Consider the following 15,681-nt stretch of genomic DNA (forward strand, 5'->3'; position numbering starts at 1 on the left):
CCGCTAACCCGGTAGCGGCGCATGCCGCAGGCGGCGCAGCAGTCGCGCCGCCGCCGTCTTCCCCGTTCTCACCGGACCTCGTGTCCCGTCCATCATGCTGAGCTACCGTCACGCCTTCCACGCCGGCAATCATGCCGATGTCCTGAAACACGCCGTCGTCGTGCAGTTGCTGCATTACCTCGGCAAGAAGGACAAGGCGTACTGGTACATCGACACCCACGCGGGTGCCGGCGCCTATGCATTGCGCGAAGGCTACGCCACGAAGAACGCCGAGTTCGACACGGGCATCGGCAAGCTGTGGGGCCGCAACGACCTCCCTGGGGCGCTCGCGGACTACGTGGACGAAGTGGCGGCGCTGAACCCCGACGGCGAATTGCGCTTCTACCCAGGCTCGCCCTATCTCGCCTGGCGTCTCATGCGCGAGCAGGACCGCATGCGGCTCTTCGAATTGCACAGCACGGAAATCGACGTGCTGCGCCACCGCTTCCACGACGCGGGGCGCCGCGTGATGATCTACGCCGGCGACGGCTTCGACGGCATCAAGGCACTCCTGCCCCCGCCGCCGCGCCGTGCGCTCGTGCTGATCGACCCTTCTTTCGAGGACAAGCGCGACTACGCACGCACGCTCACGTGCGTCGAGGAAAGCCTCACGCGCTTCGCGAATGGCACCTATGCGGTCTGGTATCCGCAGGTCACGCGCCCCGAATCGCAGCGCTTCCCGGAGCAACTCAAGCGACTGCAGGACAAAAACTGGCTGCACCTCACGCTTTCAGTGAGCAATCCGCCCGAAGACGGCTTCGGCCTCTACGGCAGCGGCATGTTCATCCTGAACCCGCCCTACACGCTCGAAGCGACGATGAAAGAGGCGCTGCCCTGGCTCGTGAAAACGCTCGGCCAGGACGCTGGCGCCCAGTTCAAGATCGAATCGCGCGGCGACTGAGCGGCACGGCCCGCTTCACCCCTACGCGAACTGAGTCACTGCCCGGACGGTAACGGCTGGGGAAGCGGCGGTGTTGAGCGATGAGGCGGACGCGGCGGGCGCGGAGGCGGATTCGGCCGCCCGCCGCCCTGCTGCACTTCGACATACGGCGCGACGACATAGGGCTGCGATGAATCCGGCGCGAGACCCGCCGGCTGCGCCGCCTGAACCATCGGTTCGTGCGAGAGCGGCGCGTTTTGCAGCACCACGCCCGGCTGACCGTCGCTAATCCCTCTTTGCGTATCCAGAATCAGCGGCTGCCCCGCAAGCGCGCTGGCGCTGGCGCACGCCATGACGACGGTGATCAGGCCAAGCCCCGCACGCGCAACGGTGAAACATTGCAGCGCGCGACGAGACGACACAAATGTGCGATGGGAAATGCGGTCTTGCACCATGAACGGCCCCCGGAGAGATAGCGACACTATTGCTATGACGGCTTATCGCAAAAAAGACTTTACCTTACCGCGGTGGGAAGGCTCAGACTCTGCTCCAGCGGCGGTGCAGAAATGACAAAGCCCCGCCAATGCGGGGCTGGAGACTGTGCTGCCCTCACCGGATCGAGACCCGGTCAGATTTGGCTTACTGCGCCGGCTTACAGCGAGTAGCCGTTCGACTCGATCGAACGAATGCGTTGTTCGAGTTGGACGATATCGGCCGACGATGCGAGATACGCTTCGCGGCGACGACGTTCAGCAGTTTCAAACCAGTTGCTCAGCTTTTCAAGAAGGAATGCAAACATGATGGTGTGCTCCAAGGATTCGGTTCGGCGATCCCCGGTGAATTCGCATCAGGGATAACCCTCATAAGGGATAACCCGCATTATAACGGTTGCACCGAACTTTGCTAGTGAATTGCCCGAATACCGTGCATTCCATTTTGGAATGATGGTGAGAGGCGAATCGGCAACATCATGTTTTATCGGCACATTTTTCAGCAATTTCGCAGGCGCTTGGCGACAGTCGCATGCACTCGCACAATAATGGTGCGCGCAGCCAATGAGGTTGCGTCAATTTGCCCACCGCGGTTGCACCTATGTTCAGTGCGTGTGGCCGGGCTCGTGGCAATCCACCGTCACGCAGTCGGCAAGCCGTTCGATGATCGGGCAATCAGGGCGGTCGTCGCCCTGGCAGTGCGAGGCCAGATGGGCGAGCGTGTCGCGCATCTGGGACAGTTCGGCAATGCGCTGGTCGAGTTCGGCAACATGTTCGAGCGCGATCGATTTGACCTCGGCACTCGCGCGCGAGCGGTCGTGCCAGAGCGCCAGCAAGCGCCGAATGTCGTCCACCAGAAAGCCGAGCCGGCGCGCCTGACGGATGAAGCGCAGCGAATGCACCTCCTCCGCGCCATAGACCCGGTAGCCGGACTCCGTGCGCCCTTTGGGCGCCAGCAGCCCGACACTTTCGTAGTAACGAATCATTTTTGCCGTGACGCCCGATTCGCGCGCTGCTTCGCCGATGTTCACGCCGTTCTCCCGCTTTTGGTCAATGCGTTGATCCTACACCTTCCCATGATGGGAAGGTCCAGCGCGACAAGCGGCGCCGGCTGGCATAATCCGCCGGCGGCCTCATATCGAGTAGTAGGAAGCCTCAATCTCTGAAAAAGGAACACACGATGATCCAGTTCAACGTCGAAGGCATGAGCTGCCAGCACTGCGTCGGCGCCGTCACGCGCGCGATCCACGAACACGACGCGCAAGCCAAAGTCGAGATCGATCTGGTCGCCGGCCGCGTGAGGGTCGAATCGAGCCAGAGCGCCGAAGTCCTGAAGTCGGCCATTGACGAAGCCGGCTACACCGTCGTCGGCACGGCCAGCGTCTGACAGGCCGCGCCATGTTCAAGGTTGCCGTGATCGGCGCGTCGGGCCTGCTTGGTCGCGCCATCGTCCGCGAACTCGCCGCAGAAACGCCGTGGCAAGTCGTACCGACTGCGTTCCGCCACGGCGGCCCGCAGCAGAGCGTGCTCGATGTGCGCGACGCGCAGGCCGTGAACGCATTCGTCGAGCGCGAAGCGCCCGACGCGATCGTGCTGGCCGCCGCCGAGCGCCGCCCCGACGTGTGCGAGCACGATCCGGCGGCGGCGCGCGCGCTCAATGTCGATGCGGTGCGCAGCGTCGCCGCGGCGGCGCGGCAGCACGGCGCCTGGGTGCTGTCGATCTCCACCGATTACGTGTTCGACGGCACGCAGCCGCCTTACCGCATCGACGACACGCCCAATCCGCTCAACGCCTACGGTCGCAGCAAGCTCGAAGGCGAACAGGCGCTGCTCGAAACCAGCGACAACGCCCTCGTGCTGCGCCTGCCGTTGCTGTACGGGCCGATCATCGGCTGGCACGAATCCGCGGTCACGAGCCTTGTGCCGGCCATCCGCGCTTCGGCAGAGCCCGGGGCGCAAGCCGCGCCGATGGACGCGTGGGCGACGCGCTACCCCACGTTCACGCCCGATGTGGCGTTCGTGATCCGCGAGTTGCTGCTGCGCTGCGCGGACGGCACACCCGTGCGCGATATCGCGCAATGGTCCGGCGACGAGCCGATGACGAAGTACGACATCGCCGAGCGCATCGCGCAGGCACTTGGCGTAGAAGCGCATCTGCTCGCCCAGCCGACGCCCACCGACGCCACGCCGCGCCCACGCAACTGCCATCTCGATTCGAGCCGTCTCGAAACACTGGGCATGGGCCGCCGCACGCCGTTCGACGCGGCGATTCGCGGCGTGCTCAACGCTTTCATGAAAGACGGCGCGCAGTGCTAAGCAGCGGCCCGTAACGCGGTCGTTGCGCGGCGGGTTTCTGCGTAGAAACTCGCCGCGATCAATCAATGAAAATTCCGGCTCTCCGTCGCCAGCCGCCCGAGCAGCCGGCTGTGGTCCTCCAGCCGGTGCGCCACGAGGTGCACCACCTCGCCTTCGCGCTGCACCACGCCCGCCACCGCCAGCAACGAAGACCCCAGCAACTCCTTGCGCTGCGACTCGACGAGCGCCGCGTGCACGATCACGTTGACGGTGCCGGTCTCGTCTTCCAGAGAAACGAAGATCGTGCCGTTCGCCGTGCCCGGCCGCTGCCGCACCGTAACGATCCCGCACACGCGCGCGAGCATGCCGTGCCGGCAATGCGCCAGTTGCTCCGCCGTGCGAAATCGCTGCTTCGTAAGGCCGTGGCGCAGCAGTTCGAGCGGATGGCGATTGAGCGTGAGACGCAGGCTCGCATAGTCGGCGACGATCTCCGCGCCCTCGGAAGCGCGCGGCAACGCGAGCGGCGCCTCGGCGACGGGCGCATCGCGCAACAGCGCAGGCACCGCGTGCTGCGCGGTCACGGCCCACCACGCCTCGCGCCGGTGGCCCGCAATGCTCGCGAGCGCATTCGACGCCGCCAGCGCCTCCAGTTCGCGCCGCGTGAGGGCCGCGCGGCGCGCAAGATCGTCGACATCGGTGAACGGCGCGCGCTCGCGCGCCGCCATCACACGCCGCGCGGCATCTTCGGAAAAGCCCTTGATGAGACTGAAGCCGAGGCGCACGGCCGGGCCGCCGCGTCCATAGCGCCGCGGCGCGAGCGCGATGCGTGAGCGCACAACGCGCTTCGTGCCGTCCATGAACCGGTGCCGCCCGCCACCGCGCTTGAGCGTGCCTCGACGCAGCAACGCAACCGCGCCCAGCCGCGCGCGATACCGCGTCACCTCGGCATGGCGTACTCGCAGCGCCTCGGCATCGAGCCGCTCGCCGGGTGCGCCGCACCGCTCCAGCACCGACTCCCAGTCGCTCAGCGCGATATCGGGCGCACGCACCTGCACGCCGTGACGCTTCGCATCCTGCACGAGCTGCGAAGGCGAATAGAAACCGAGCGGCTGACTGTTCAGCAGTCCTGCCAGAAATGCCGCGGGCTCGTAACGCTTGAGCCACGAACTCGTGTACACGAGCAGCGCGAAACTCGCCGCATGGCTTTCCGGAAAACCGTAGTCGCCGAAACCCTCGATCTGCTTGCAGATGCGCTCGGCGAACTCCAGCGAGTAGCCTTTCTTGAGCATGCGCTGCGTGAGATCCGCCTGATACGGACGCAGATCGCCGTCGCGCCGCCATGCGGCCATCGCGCGGCGCAGCTTGTCGGCCTCCTCGCCGGTGTAGTCGGCGGCGACCATCGCGAGATGCATCACCTGCTCCTGGAAGATCGGCACGCCGAGCGTGCGCTCGAGCACCGGGCGCAATTCTTCCTTCGCGTACTCCACCGCTTCGTCGCCGTGCCTGCGCTTGAGGTACGGATGCACCATGTCGCCCTGGATCGGCCCCGGCCGCACGATCGCCACCTGAATCACGAGGTCGTAATACGTGCGCGGCCGCAAACGCGGCAACATGCTCTGCTGCGCGCGCGACTCGATCTGGAACACCCCGACCGTATCGGCCTTGGCGCACATGCGATACACCGCCGGGTCCTCGGATGGAATGTCCTGCACGCGCATCTCCGGCAGCCCGCGCCGGAGCGCCACGAATTCGAGCGAGCGCCGGATCGCCGAGAGCATGCCGAGCGCGAGCACGTCCACTTTCAGGAGGCGCAGCGCGTCGATATCGTCCTTGTCCCACTCGATCACGTAGCGGTCCTTCATCGCCGCGTTTTCGATCGGCACGAGCCGCGAAAGCTTGTCGCGCGCGATCACGAAACCGCCCACGTGCTGCGAGAGATGGCGCGGAAAACCGCGCAACTCGCGCGTGAGACGAATGAGCTGCTGCGTGACGTGCGAGTCCGGCGAAAAGCCCGCCTCCTCCAGATGGCGCGCGATCGAGTCGGGGCCATCCCACCACTGATGCGCGCCCGAGAGCTTTTCAACGAGCGCATTGTCGAGGCCGAGCGCCTTGCCCACGTCGCGCAACGCACTGCGCGAGCGATAGGTGATGAGCGTCGCGGCCAGCGCGGCGCGGCGCGTGCCGTACTTGCGGTAGATGTACTGAATGACTTCTTCGCGGCGCTGATGCTCGAAGTCGACATCGATGTCGGGCGGCTCGTTGCGCGCGCGAGAGAGAAAGCGCGCCACGAGCATGTTCATGCGCACGGGGTCGATCTCCGTGATCTTCAGGCAATAGCAGACCACCGAATTCGCCGCCGAGCCGCGCCCCTGGCACAGGATCTTCTGCTCGCGCGCGAAGCGGACGATGTCGTGCACCGTGAGGAAGTACTTCTCGTACTTCAGCTCGTCGATGAGCTCGAGCTCCTGTTCGATCTGATTGCGGCGCTTGTCGTTCAGGCCGTCGGGCCAGCGCTCCAGCGCGCCCTTCATCACGAGCTTGCGCAACCACGTCCCGGGCGTTTCGCCGGGCGGCACCAGTTCCTCGGGATATTCGTAGGCCAGCTCGCCGAGCGAAAACGTGCAGCGGCGCGCGACATCGAGCGTCGCGTCGAGCGCCTCACGCGGATAAATCGCGCCAAGCCGCACGCGCGAGCGCAGATGCCGCTCCGCATTCGCCTCCAGCGCGCGCCCGCACGCAGCAAGCGGCTTGCCGATGCGAATCGCGCTCAACGTGTCCTGCAACGGCTTGCGCGAACGCGCGTGCATCAGCACGCCGCCCGCGGCGACGAGCGGCAGGCCGCTCTCCTGCGAGACGTGGCGCAGCACTTCGATTTGCGTGTCGTCGCCGCCGGTTTGCCAGAGCTCGAGCGCAAGCCACGCGCGTTCGGCCGCGAAGCCCGCGAGCCAGTGCGCGGCGCGCAGCGTTTGCGCGAGCGTGGCCGTGCGCTGCGGCACGAGCAGCAGCACGCAGTCGCGCAAGTGTTTCAGATGCTCGAAGTCCGGCTCGGGCTCGGTGAAATCGGCGGGATGCACGCGATAGCTGCCCTTCGCCGCACGCGAGCGCGCAAGCGTGATCAGCTCACACAGGTTGCCGTAGCCTTCGCGATTCATTGCGATCGCAACGATCGTGCAGAACGGCGCGCCATGCTCATCGACGAGATTCAGCTCGCTGCCGATCAGCAGATGCAGCGACGGTTCGAACGCACCCAAGGCCGCGGCGGCTGTGTTGCCGCCGCGCTCGCGGGCCTCGCGCACGGCTTCGTCATGCGCCTTTTTGCGCGCCTCGTCGTATTCGTTGAGCGCGCTGTAAGCGCGCACGACGCCCGCGAACGAGCATTCGTCGGTGATCGCGAGCGCACGGTAGCCATGGCGGATCGCCTGCTCGACCATCTCACCCGGGCGCGACGCGCCTTGCAGGAAGGTGAAGTTGGTGAGGCAGTGCAGTTCCGCGTAGTCAGGCAACTGCGCAGGCAACTGTGAAGGCGATGACGCGCCCGTCCCGCTGGTCGACATGATTCCTGAAACCCGAATGAACGACGAACAAGCGCTAGCCGAACAGCCCTTGCAGATACCACTGGCCGCCGATGCGCTCGCGATACAGCCAGAACATGCGGCCCTGGTCGTCGGCGGCGACGTAGTAGTCGCGCCCGACGCCCTCGCCGTCCCACCAGCCGGACTCGATGCGCTCGGTGCGCGTGAGCGTCTTCAGCGGCCGTCGATAAACCGGGCGATCGTCGCGCATCGCGAGCTTGAGCGGCTTTTCGAGCAGCCACGCCGGACGCGGCTGGGTCGGCAGCGGCACCTCGGGCAGATCGAACGCGCTTTGCACGGGCGCGCTCGCGCCCGCTTCCTGCTGCGGCTTGCCTGCCTTGCGCGGCTTGCGCGCGCGCTTCGCGCCGCTCTCACGGTAAGGCCGCGCCGACATCGCCAGCTCGGGCCGATGATCGTCCTCGACGAAAAGCTGCAGCACGTTCTGCTCGCCAAGCCGCGCGCCGATGCGCTCGAAGAGCTGCCCGAACGACGCCTCGGCGGCCTCGGCCATCGGAAAGAGCGTGTCGGTGGGCGCCGCGTATTCGCTCACCTGCGAGGCAACGAGCGCAAGGCCAATGACGGGCGCGGCAAGCTCGGTCTGATTCAGGCGCTCGCGCAGCAGCCACAGCAGATGCTCGGCGTCGCGCGAAGGCGACGCCCACGCGATCGCGAGCGTCGAAGTGCGCGGCGCATGCCGCGAAGCCAGTTCGTGCTCCAGACGCAATTCGAAGCCGCTCAGCGCCGCATGCTGCGCGGCGAGCCAGCCGGCCAGCTGCATCACGAGGCGCCGCGCGGCAAAGAGCAGCGCCTCGGCGCTCTCCACGCGCGCCTGCAATTCGAGCGCCGCGTGAAACGACGGCGGCGCGGCGAACCAGACGCGCGGATCGGGCGCTTCGCCGCGCGCCTGCGCGAGCCAGCCGAGCACGCCGTCGCCGAAACGCCGCACGATGCCCTCGCGCGGCAGCCGCCGCAGATCGCCGAGCGTCGCGCAGCCGATCTGCGTGAGCGCGTGGTCGTGCTGCGCGGCGAACGGCGCGAGCGTGACCGGCAGCGAATCGAGCACGCGCGCGAGCGTCGTTTCCTTGAGCACGTGCCAGCGGCGCGACGAACGCGTGACGCGCGCCTGCGCGAGCGTCCACGCGCCCCACGCCGCGGGCGCGCAAGCGATGCGCGCGGCGTGCCCGCAGCCCGCCACCGTCGCCGCCACCTTCCCGAGCAGCGCGCGCACGCCGCCGAACAGACGCAACCCCGAGCCGACTTCGAGCAACAGCGTGTGCGACTGCGCGAACGACACCTTGGGCGTATAGGCGAGCAACGCGAGCGCGAGCGCCTCGAACGCGCGGGTCTCGCGCGCCGGATCGGCTTCGAGCAGCACGAGCCCCGGCGCGAGCGCCAGCGCATGCGAGCGCGTGTTGCCGGGCTCGACGCCCAGGCGCAGCGCGTCGAGATCGGCGATCAGGATGCGCGCGTGGTCGGCAAGCGCGTAGCAGCGCGGCGCGCTGGCGGCATCGGCTTCGGCATCGGCGCTTTCAGGCAGGCGCGGCGTTGACGGCGCCGGCGGCATCAGAGGTCTGACGGCCTCCAGCGGCAACAACGGCAAGGTGACGGCGATCCACAGCATGATTGACCCCGGGCCACGGCATGACGACGGAGGCTGCGTCCGGCTGGGGCAGCACCGCGTCCTGCAGCGGCAATGTAATGACGAGTGGCTGGGCGGGCGGCGGCCCGCGGCGCTTGAAAATATCGACGGAGAGCGCGGCGAGCTGCATCCATTGCCGCCGGTTCAGGTTCGCGTCGTCGGGCGGCGGCACCGGCGAGCAGGTCATGCGCAGCGGCGCCGGCGACGACTGGTTGCGCGCGGCGAGCGGCCGCACGAGAAACGCGAGCGCCTGCGAATCCTGGGCGGCGACCTGCAGACGGCGCACGGCGTCGGCGCGCGCCTTCGTCTGCCAGAGCAGCACGGCGCCCATGCCTTCCTGCTTGAGCGCCTGCTCGGCCACCCAGGCGGCCTCGTCTTCGGCCGCGCGCACCCAGATCACGCGCTCGAGCGCAAGCCCCCACGCCTTGAGCGCACAGGCGTACGGGCGCCACGGCGGCGCGACGAGCAGCACGTGCCGGCCCGCCTGCGCGGTGAGCGTGCGCAGCGCTGGAGCTACGAGCCGCATCTCGCCCACGCCGCCCTGCTCGACGAGCAATTCGGTCAGGCTGCCCGCGGGCCAGCCGGCGCCCGGGAGCCGGGCGTCGAGCGTGACGTGACCGCTCGGCACCGAGCGCTCGCTGGCGTGCGCGAGCTGATCGCCTTGCCACACGCGGCTTTGCAGCCGGGGGGGCAAATGCGCGGCGAGTTGCGCGGCGGTCTGCGCAGTGATCTGGGCTGCTGCTGCCATGGTTCGTGGCCTGGTTGAGCCTGGTTGATGGGAACGCCCCGCCCTGCCCGGCAAGAAATGGGGCATCGGCAGGAAGGAGGTCGGCTCGCCTCCACCTGTATATTTATACAGTATTTTATGAGATTTGAGGAAGGGAGGAAATGGGACGGGATCATTCCCGGACGTTAGGGCTTACGTCCGGGGCAAATTTAAGGCAGGTGAATAGCGCGCACGCTGAAGGGCGCACTGAGGGGAGCACAAGGGACAGGCGGGGGACGCGCCGACGCGTCCCGCCCGCCGTTTCCGGCTATCAGGACGCGTGCGCCGATGTCATGCTGAGCGCCACGGCTTGCGCCACTTCGATGCCGTCGATGGCCGCCGAATAGATGCCGCCGGCATACCCGGCGCCTTCGCCAGCCGGATATAGCCCTTCGACGTTCACGCTCTGGTAATCGTCCTTGCGGCGAATCCGCAGCGGCGACGACGTGCGCGTCTCGACGCCCGTGAGCACCGCATCGTGCATCGCGAAGCCCGCGATCTTCTTGTCGATCTGCGGAAGAGCCTCACGGATGGCTTCGATCACGTAGTCGGGCAACGCGGTGCTGAGATCGGTCGGATGCACGCCAGGCTTATAGGACGGCACCACGGAGCCCAGCGACGTCGACGGCCGGCCGGCGATAAAGTCGCCGACCAGTTGCCCCGGCGCCTGATAATTGCCGCCGCCGAGTTCGAACGCGCGCTCTTCCCACTTGCGCTGGAACGCGATGCCTGCGAGCGGTCCGCCCGGAAAGTCCTCCGGCGTGATGCCGACGACGATGCCCGCATTCGCGTTGCGCTCGGCACGCGAATACTGGCTCATGCCGTTGGTGACCACGCGGCCGGGTTCGGAGGTCGCCGCGACCACCGTGCCGCCGGGGCACATGCAGAAGCTGTAGACCGCGCGGCCATTGTTGGCGTGATGGACCACCTTGTAGTCGGCCGCGCCGAGCTGCTTGTGGCCGGCAAACTTGCCGAAGCGGCTGCGATCGATCAGCCCCTGCGGATGCTCGATGCGAAAACCCAGCGAAAACGGCTTGGCTTCCATGAACACGCCGCGATCGTGCAGCATCTGGAACGTGTCGCGCGCGCTGTGGCCCACAGCCAGCACGACGTGGTCGCACGGCAGCGTCTCGCCGTTCGAGAGCTTGAGCGCGCGCACCTTGCCCTGCTCGATCTCGATGTCTTCGACGCGGGTTTCGAAGCGCACTTCGCCGCCCAGTTCGTGGATGGTGGCGCGCATCTTTTCCACCATGCTCACGAGCCGGAACGTGCCGATGTGCGGGCGGCTCAGATACAGGATGTCTTCCGGCGCGCCCGCCTTGACGAACTCCTCGAGCACCTTGCGGCCGTAGTGGTGCGGATCCTTGATCTGGCTGTACAGCTTGCCGTCGGAAAACGTGCCGGCCCCGCCTTCGCCGAACTGCACGTTGGATTCAGGGTTGAGCACCGACTTGCGCCACAGGCCGAAGGTGTCCTTGGTGCGCTCGCGCACGGCCTTGCCGCGTTCGAGGATGATGGGGCGAAAGCCCATCTGCGCGAGGATGAGGCCCGCGAACAGCCCGCACGGCCCCATGCCAATGACCACCGGGCGCGGACGCGTCGAGTGCTCCGGCGCCTGCGCGACAAAGCGATAGGTCATATCCGGTGTCACCCCGCAATGCGGCTTGCCGGCGATCCGCTTAAGCACCTTCGCCTCGTCCTTGACTTCGATGTCGACGATATAGGTCAGCTTGATATCCGAACGCTTGCGTGCGTCGTGCGCACGGCGGAAGACGGTGTAACGGACGAGCGCGTCTGCCGCTACGCCGAGTTCCGCGAGGCGTCCGCGAATCGCGGCTTCAAGTTCGCTTTCGGCGTGGTCGAGGGGAAGTTTGACTTCGGATAAACGTAACATGGCTGCCAGGGTGCGATCGCCACGGGAGTTGTGGCCGATCCGTATTTTATAAGCTCGGCGGCTTTTCAAATGGAACGCGGCCGTACGACGAAACGCAAGCCAAGCGATGCGAGGAAAAGAAAAAGGGGCTACAGGCCAATGGCGTGTAACCCCTCGGTATTGCTGGTCGGAGCGATAGGATTCGAACCTACGACCCTCTGATCCCAAATCAGCCCCTATAGGGTAGCCCGGAACCTTGCCTAGCATGGCTTTGCCGGGAACACCTTCCAAACATACCCGCAGAATTTTAACACACGACGACGCGGCTTCCCGGGCGATGGGACCGGACTTTTTGGAAATTTCGGCTGCCCTCGATCCCCGCCCGAAAATTAAAGGCTTGAGCGGCCTACGCAGGGTGCTACCAACACCCCACCAGGCCTGACCACAACCGATCTACTGAGGAGATCGACCTTGGCTGACGCCATTTTATCGTTCCACCCGTGCCAAACCCTCTCGCTCGATAGCGATCTCTCAGTCGTGCTCGAGCTGGAGAGCCCCCATCGCATGACCACGGCTCGCCTCGAGGAGCTGATCCGGGAGGGCCAGCCAGCCGCGCCCGCCGTATGGGGCTACCTTTACGGCATCTGGGAGAGCCGGGGATATCAGCAACTCGCGAAGGGAGGCCGCCAATGAGCACGCGCCTCGCCTTGAAGTTGCTGTTGCCGCTGCTGTGCCTTGCCCCTGCCGCGAAGGCGCAGATCTGCCAGACGGGAAACCAGGATTCCACCTGTGTGACTCCATTGCACTATGCCCCGCAGGCGCAGCCTCCGTGTTCCACCGGCGATGGCTGGACCACCACATCCCCCTCAGTTTGGCAGGGCTCACACTGGAGCCAGCCGCAGTGCGCGTACCAAGCGCCGCCAACGTGCCCAACTGGGGATCTGGAGTCGAGCTCGCCAGTGTGGAATGGCTCCAGTTGGGTTGGCCTCGGATGCACACCTAATCCACCACCACCGCCGCCACAGCCGACTGTGCCGCAGATGCAAACGATGTGTGCAGCCTCACTACCTGCGGGATACTCGCTCGATCCGTCATATGGATATCAGTACACGGTCGTTTCGGTGCAATACATCGCTGGGCAAGGTGGCTGGGTGGTCTATCAGCCCCCACTGACTACATGGTCCGAGTATGGCGTAATGCCAACAGGCAGCATGGTTTCGACCGATACTTCGTTTTGGGTAAATTTGATAGGCACTCCGTACACAGCCACCGTCAACGTCTGTGGTCAACAAGGTAATCCCTACACCGCGACAGGCTACAACGCTATTTGCCAGGTGAATCCGAATAGCGGTCAGCTTGACGGCTGGACCCTTGCGCCGAACTACAGTCCGATGCCAGCGGACAGCAACCCGAATTGTGGTGCAGGTTAGGGGAAAGCTGGGAATGGCAACGCCCGCCGGTGAGGTGAACCGGTCGCGCCCCTTCCTCTCAAGCCCGGAAGGGGCGCTTACGCGTTTCAAGGAGCCATGACGTGAGCAATGACAACCCGAAGCAACTGACCGGCGGCAACCCGAAACGGGACCAGCTGGGCCGGTTTATCACCAGCCCGGAATTCCTGGACAGGGCCAACACGGCCGTCGTCAGGGCGGTAGCGGCGCTCGAGGCGAAGGGCATCAAGCCAGCCTACATCGTGCGCGAGAGCCGGCCGGGGCCGGCCCCGATCCCTATCGTCATGAGCGACGGCGAGCGTCTTGCGTTACGCGACACCGTGCCAGTGATTGAGCGCAACGGCAGGGCGTTCGCCGTCCGGCTGCGCAACATCCCTGAACCGTACCGCACGGCATTCTCGAGCGCGCTCTATGGATCGGGACAGCCATCGATCGAATCCGAAGGTCCATGCGCCTACTCGCAGGACTGGCAGGACTGGCTCGACGGAAAGTTTCCGCGATGATGAAAGGCCATCCCGCACACCTGTATCTGGAGAAGCATCGGCGCAGCCTCGCGCTGCACCGGCTCATAGCCGAAAAAATCCGGCGCAATCCGGCGCTGCTCAACACGGCGCGGGAGAACCTTGATCGCTGGACAAAGAACCCGCGCAATCGCGCGGAGCTCTACCTCATCGAGTGGCGTACGATAATCGATCAGGGCGTCGATAAAACGATCGACTTGATGACCAATCCGGGCGAGCATGCAACGGACCTGCGGCAAACGTCTCCCTTCGCCGGCATCCTCTCGGAAGCTGAACGGCTCGCATTTCTCGCCGAATGGCGAGCAAACAATCCTCGGCGCTAACCCATGCTGCATCAAGCCGGCCTTCATTGTGCGTCACTACAAGCGCTAAGCTCGGTTGACGCTAAGCGGCTTTCCCACCGCCTCGCACTGCGTGCGACGTGCATATAACCTGCCTCTAGCGTGCGGCATGGCCGCGGGCAGGTTTTACACACGCGAGGGCCGTGGAAAAGTCTCATACAGTGGTGTTCTACTGAGTCGGATTTTCTATAGCGCAGCACGTGGGTGAATTGGTCGCGCGACCCGAAAATTGCCGGTTCAAGAGCGACGGACGCCCTATTGCCCCATCTTCAGAAGGGGGCGACCCTCGAATCGAATTCCTTTTACGGGTCGCAGTTTGGGCAGCTCATCTGGCCGCTTCTTTTTGCTTTGGACAGACGCTGGGCGACGAATACCGACCAGCGGTAACCGCAATTCAAGCACTGTATTTCATTCCTTTGTGCATGTATTGCTCCAGTCTTTGAATCACGGGTTGACGTCGGAAGCATGGTCACCATTGTGAACCCGAACAGCTCCAACCGCTCATTGAGCTTAAGTCGTTCGGCTTCGCGGTGCTGCCTCATTTTATCTAGCATGTGTTGCGTGTAGGCCACCCTGCATTTCATGCACGGTGGCGGCAAACTTCTCGAGGCCGGTGCATCGAGCCATTTGTAAATGTCAGAGCGAGTCAGCTTGCGCACTTTTGCTGAAGGGTGCGTAACACAGCGCAATGGCACAACTTGATGCTCTGTGCATATTGAGTATCTGTTTCGACCGGCGAATCGGTAACCGTGTTGTTCCAAGCGACCGAGAAAATTAAGCCATCTGCCGTATCTGCCTTCCTTGTCACAAAACGGGCACCCAGTTTTGCCCGGCGCCTTGTTCTCCAATGCCCGAGCCAGTTTTGTAAATTCGCCCCCGCATGAATGTCGCCAGCGATGTACGTACGCTATACCACGCCAAGGTCCCATGAGGTCGAATTCACGCCCGATTCTCTCCAACGGCTTCCTGCCAAGAGCAGCGAAAACCTTCGTGGCATCGATTTCAACATCATCCGACCGCAGCTTGAGGCGCAGCAGCTTTGCAATGCTCTTGAACTCGTCAATCACAATCGGCAGATAGGATTTAGTTGCCCTGGAAAGCTTGGCGAGTCGATCTGCTTCAAACCAGACAACGCCAACCCTCCAACCATTCAGTGGGCCACCTTGGTGCCTGCCGTTCGTCGCCCTGGCTTCTTTCAGGCCATCCAGACGCAAGCGCTCCGCATTCGAAAGGCTCCGTTGGAATATCGGCACATCCCTGCCGGGCTCATGATACCCACTATGATTCTCGATCGCTATTTTGCGAGTTGGCGAGGCAGCATCGAAGATTACTTTCCGTTTCGGATCCTTTGGATCGAGGCCCCGCACAACCATGCGCTTCCAGTCGTCCGGACCAACGACATAGTGACGAAGGAGACCATAGAGGACGCGCTCTCCGAACGGCGCTTTGCAGTAGGGGCATCCGCGCTTACGAATGTCACCGTAGCGTCGGCGCATCTTGTGGCCGGTTGCGCAAACAACGTCCACAAACGTCGATGTTGTCACGACACCACCAATGTGCTTGCTCGTCAGCGTAAGGCCGAACGGCTCCAGACGCGCCGTAGCCTCAGTAACGCTAAGGGGCGTATTTCGCTGCTTCGTGTGGTCAATATGCATACGAGTCCGCTACTGGAGAGCCAACAGGCGCCGTAAGCATCATCGGCGTCGAGCGAGGATTGCGGTCGCGCAAGCGGGAGGAAGGAAACGCATGCGCTGGCGACGACAACCGCGTGGCGCTCAGACCGCGGCGCATGCGCCGCTTCACTCGGCCTTGCGTC

14 protein-coding genes are annotated in these 15,681 nt (G+C 64.8%); 6 read left to right on the forward strand and 8 right to left on the reverse strand.

Features of this window, described 5'->3' with window-relative positions:
• Positions 1-94: 94 nt before the first annotated feature.
• The gene (locus FAZ97_RS09130; protein ID WP_158758155.1) at positions 95-940 is read left to right on the forward strand and encodes a 23S rRNA (adenine(2030)-N(6))-methyltransferase RlmJ; all 846 of its coding nucleotides are present in this window, start codon (positions 95-97) and stop codon (positions 938-940) included.
• Positions 941-975: 35 nt separating this feature from the next.
• Here the strand turns inward: FAZ97_RS09130 and FAZ97_RS09135 are convergent, their stop codons facing one another.
• From FAZ97_RS09135 to cueR, 3 genes are all read right to left on the reverse strand, one after another.
• Positions 976-1,341, reverse strand: coding sequence for a hypothetical protein (locus FAZ97_RS09135; RefSeq protein ID WP_158758156.1), 366 nt, complete (start codon positions 1,339-1,341; stop codon positions 976-978).
• Between the two features lie 230 nt (positions 1,342-1,571).
• Positions 1,572-1,718, reverse strand: coding sequence for a DUF3563 family protein (locus FAZ97_RS09140; protein ID WP_158758157.1), 147 nt, complete (start codon positions 1,716-1,718; stop codon positions 1,572-1,574).
• Positions 1,719-2,015: 297 nt separating this feature from the next.
• Positions 2,016-2,441, reverse strand: a complete 426-nt coding sequence (gene cueR, locus FAZ97_RS09145; protein ID WP_158758158.1) for a Cu(I)-responsive transcriptional regulator — start codon at positions 2,439-2,441, stop codon at positions 2,016-2,018.
• A 149-nt stretch (positions 2,442-2,590) separates the two neighbouring features.
• Here cueR and FAZ97_RS09150 point away from each other — a divergent pair, with 149 nt between their 5' ends.
• Complete coding sequence (locus FAZ97_RS09150; RefSeq protein ID WP_158758159.1) at positions 2,591-2,797, forward strand: heavy-metal-associated domain-containing protein; 207 nt, start codon at positions 2,591-2,593, stop codon at positions 2,795-2,797.
• Positions 2,798-2,808: 11 nt separating this feature from the next.
• Positions 2,809-3,726 (forward strand): dTDP-4-dehydrorhamnose reductase family protein, encoded by a 918-nt coding sequence (locus tag FAZ97_RS09155; RefSeq protein WP_158758160.1) that lies wholly within the window; start codon positions 2,809-2,811, stop codon positions 3,724-3,726.
• Positions 3,727-3,788: 62 nt separating this feature from the next.
• On the opposite strand, the gene FAZ97_RS09160 is transcribed toward FAZ97_RS09155, so the two are convergent.
• From FAZ97_RS09160 to FAZ97_RS09175, 4 genes are all read right to left on the reverse strand, one after another.
• On the reverse strand, positions 3,789-7,259 hold the full coding sequence (locus FAZ97_RS09160) for an error-prone DNA polymerase (RefSeq protein WP_158758161.1): 3,471 nt from the start codon (positions 7,257-7,259) through the stop codon (positions 3,789-3,791).
• Between the two features lie 34 nt (positions 7,260-7,293).
• Entirely contained in the window at positions 7,294-8,898 is a 1,605-nt protein-coding gene (locus FAZ97_RS09165; protein ID WP_158758162.1) for a Y-family DNA polymerase, read from the reverse strand.
• Entirely contained in the window at positions 8,807-9,664 is an 858-nt protein-coding gene (gene imuA / locus FAZ97_RS09170; RefSeq protein ID WP_158758163.1) for a translesion DNA synthesis-associated protein ImuA, read from the reverse strand. The genes FAZ97_RS09165 and imuA overlap by 92 nt, the downstream gene beginning before the upstream one ends.
• Before the next feature lie 289 nt (positions 9,665-9,953).
• Complete coding sequence (locus FAZ97_RS09175; RefSeq protein ID WP_158759111.1) at positions 9,954-11,576, reverse strand: NAD(P)/FAD-dependent oxidoreductase; 1,623 nt, start codon at positions 11,574-11,576, stop codon at positions 9,954-9,956.
• A 543-nt stretch (positions 11,577-12,119) separates the two neighbouring features.
• Between FAZ97_RS09175 and FAZ97_RS35595 the strand changes: the two genes are divergently transcribed.
• The 3 genes from FAZ97_RS35595 (at position 12,120) to FAZ97_RS09185 (ending at position 13,847) form a co-directional block, all read left to right on the forward strand.
• Entirely contained in the window at positions 12,120-12,248 is a 129-nt protein-coding gene (locus tag FAZ97_RS35595; RefSeq protein WP_267904740.1) for a hypothetical protein, read from the forward strand.
• Positions 12,249-13,086: 838 nt separating this feature from the next.
• Positions 13,087-13,506 carry a hypothetical protein gene (locus tag FAZ97_RS09180; RefSeq protein ID WP_158758164.1) on the forward strand — a complete coding sequence of 140 codons (420 nt, stop codon included), beginning with the start codon at positions 13,087-13,089 and terminating at the stop codon, positions 13,504-13,506.
• Positions 13,503-13,847 (forward strand): hypothetical protein, encoded by a 345-nt coding sequence (locus FAZ97_RS09185; RefSeq protein ID WP_158758165.1) that lies wholly within the window; start codon positions 13,503-13,505, stop codon positions 13,845-13,847. The genes FAZ97_RS09180 and FAZ97_RS09185 overlap by 4 nt, the downstream gene beginning before the upstream one ends.
• 320 nt (positions 13,848-14,167) lie before the next feature.
• Here the strand turns inward: FAZ97_RS09185 and FAZ97_RS09190 are convergent, their stop codons facing one another.
• Entirely contained in the window at positions 14,168-15,520 is a 1,353-nt protein-coding gene (locus tag FAZ97_RS09190; RefSeq protein WP_158758166.1) for a hypothetical protein, read from the reverse strand.
• Between the last annotated feature and the right edge of the window lie 161 nt (positions 15,521-15,681).

The sequence above is a fragment of the Paraburkholderia acidiphila genome (assembly GCF_009789655.1).
In the GTDB taxonomy this organism is placed as follows: Bacteria; Pseudomonadota; Gammaproteobacteria; order Burkholderiales; family Burkholderiaceae; genus Paraburkholderia; species Paraburkholderia acidiphila.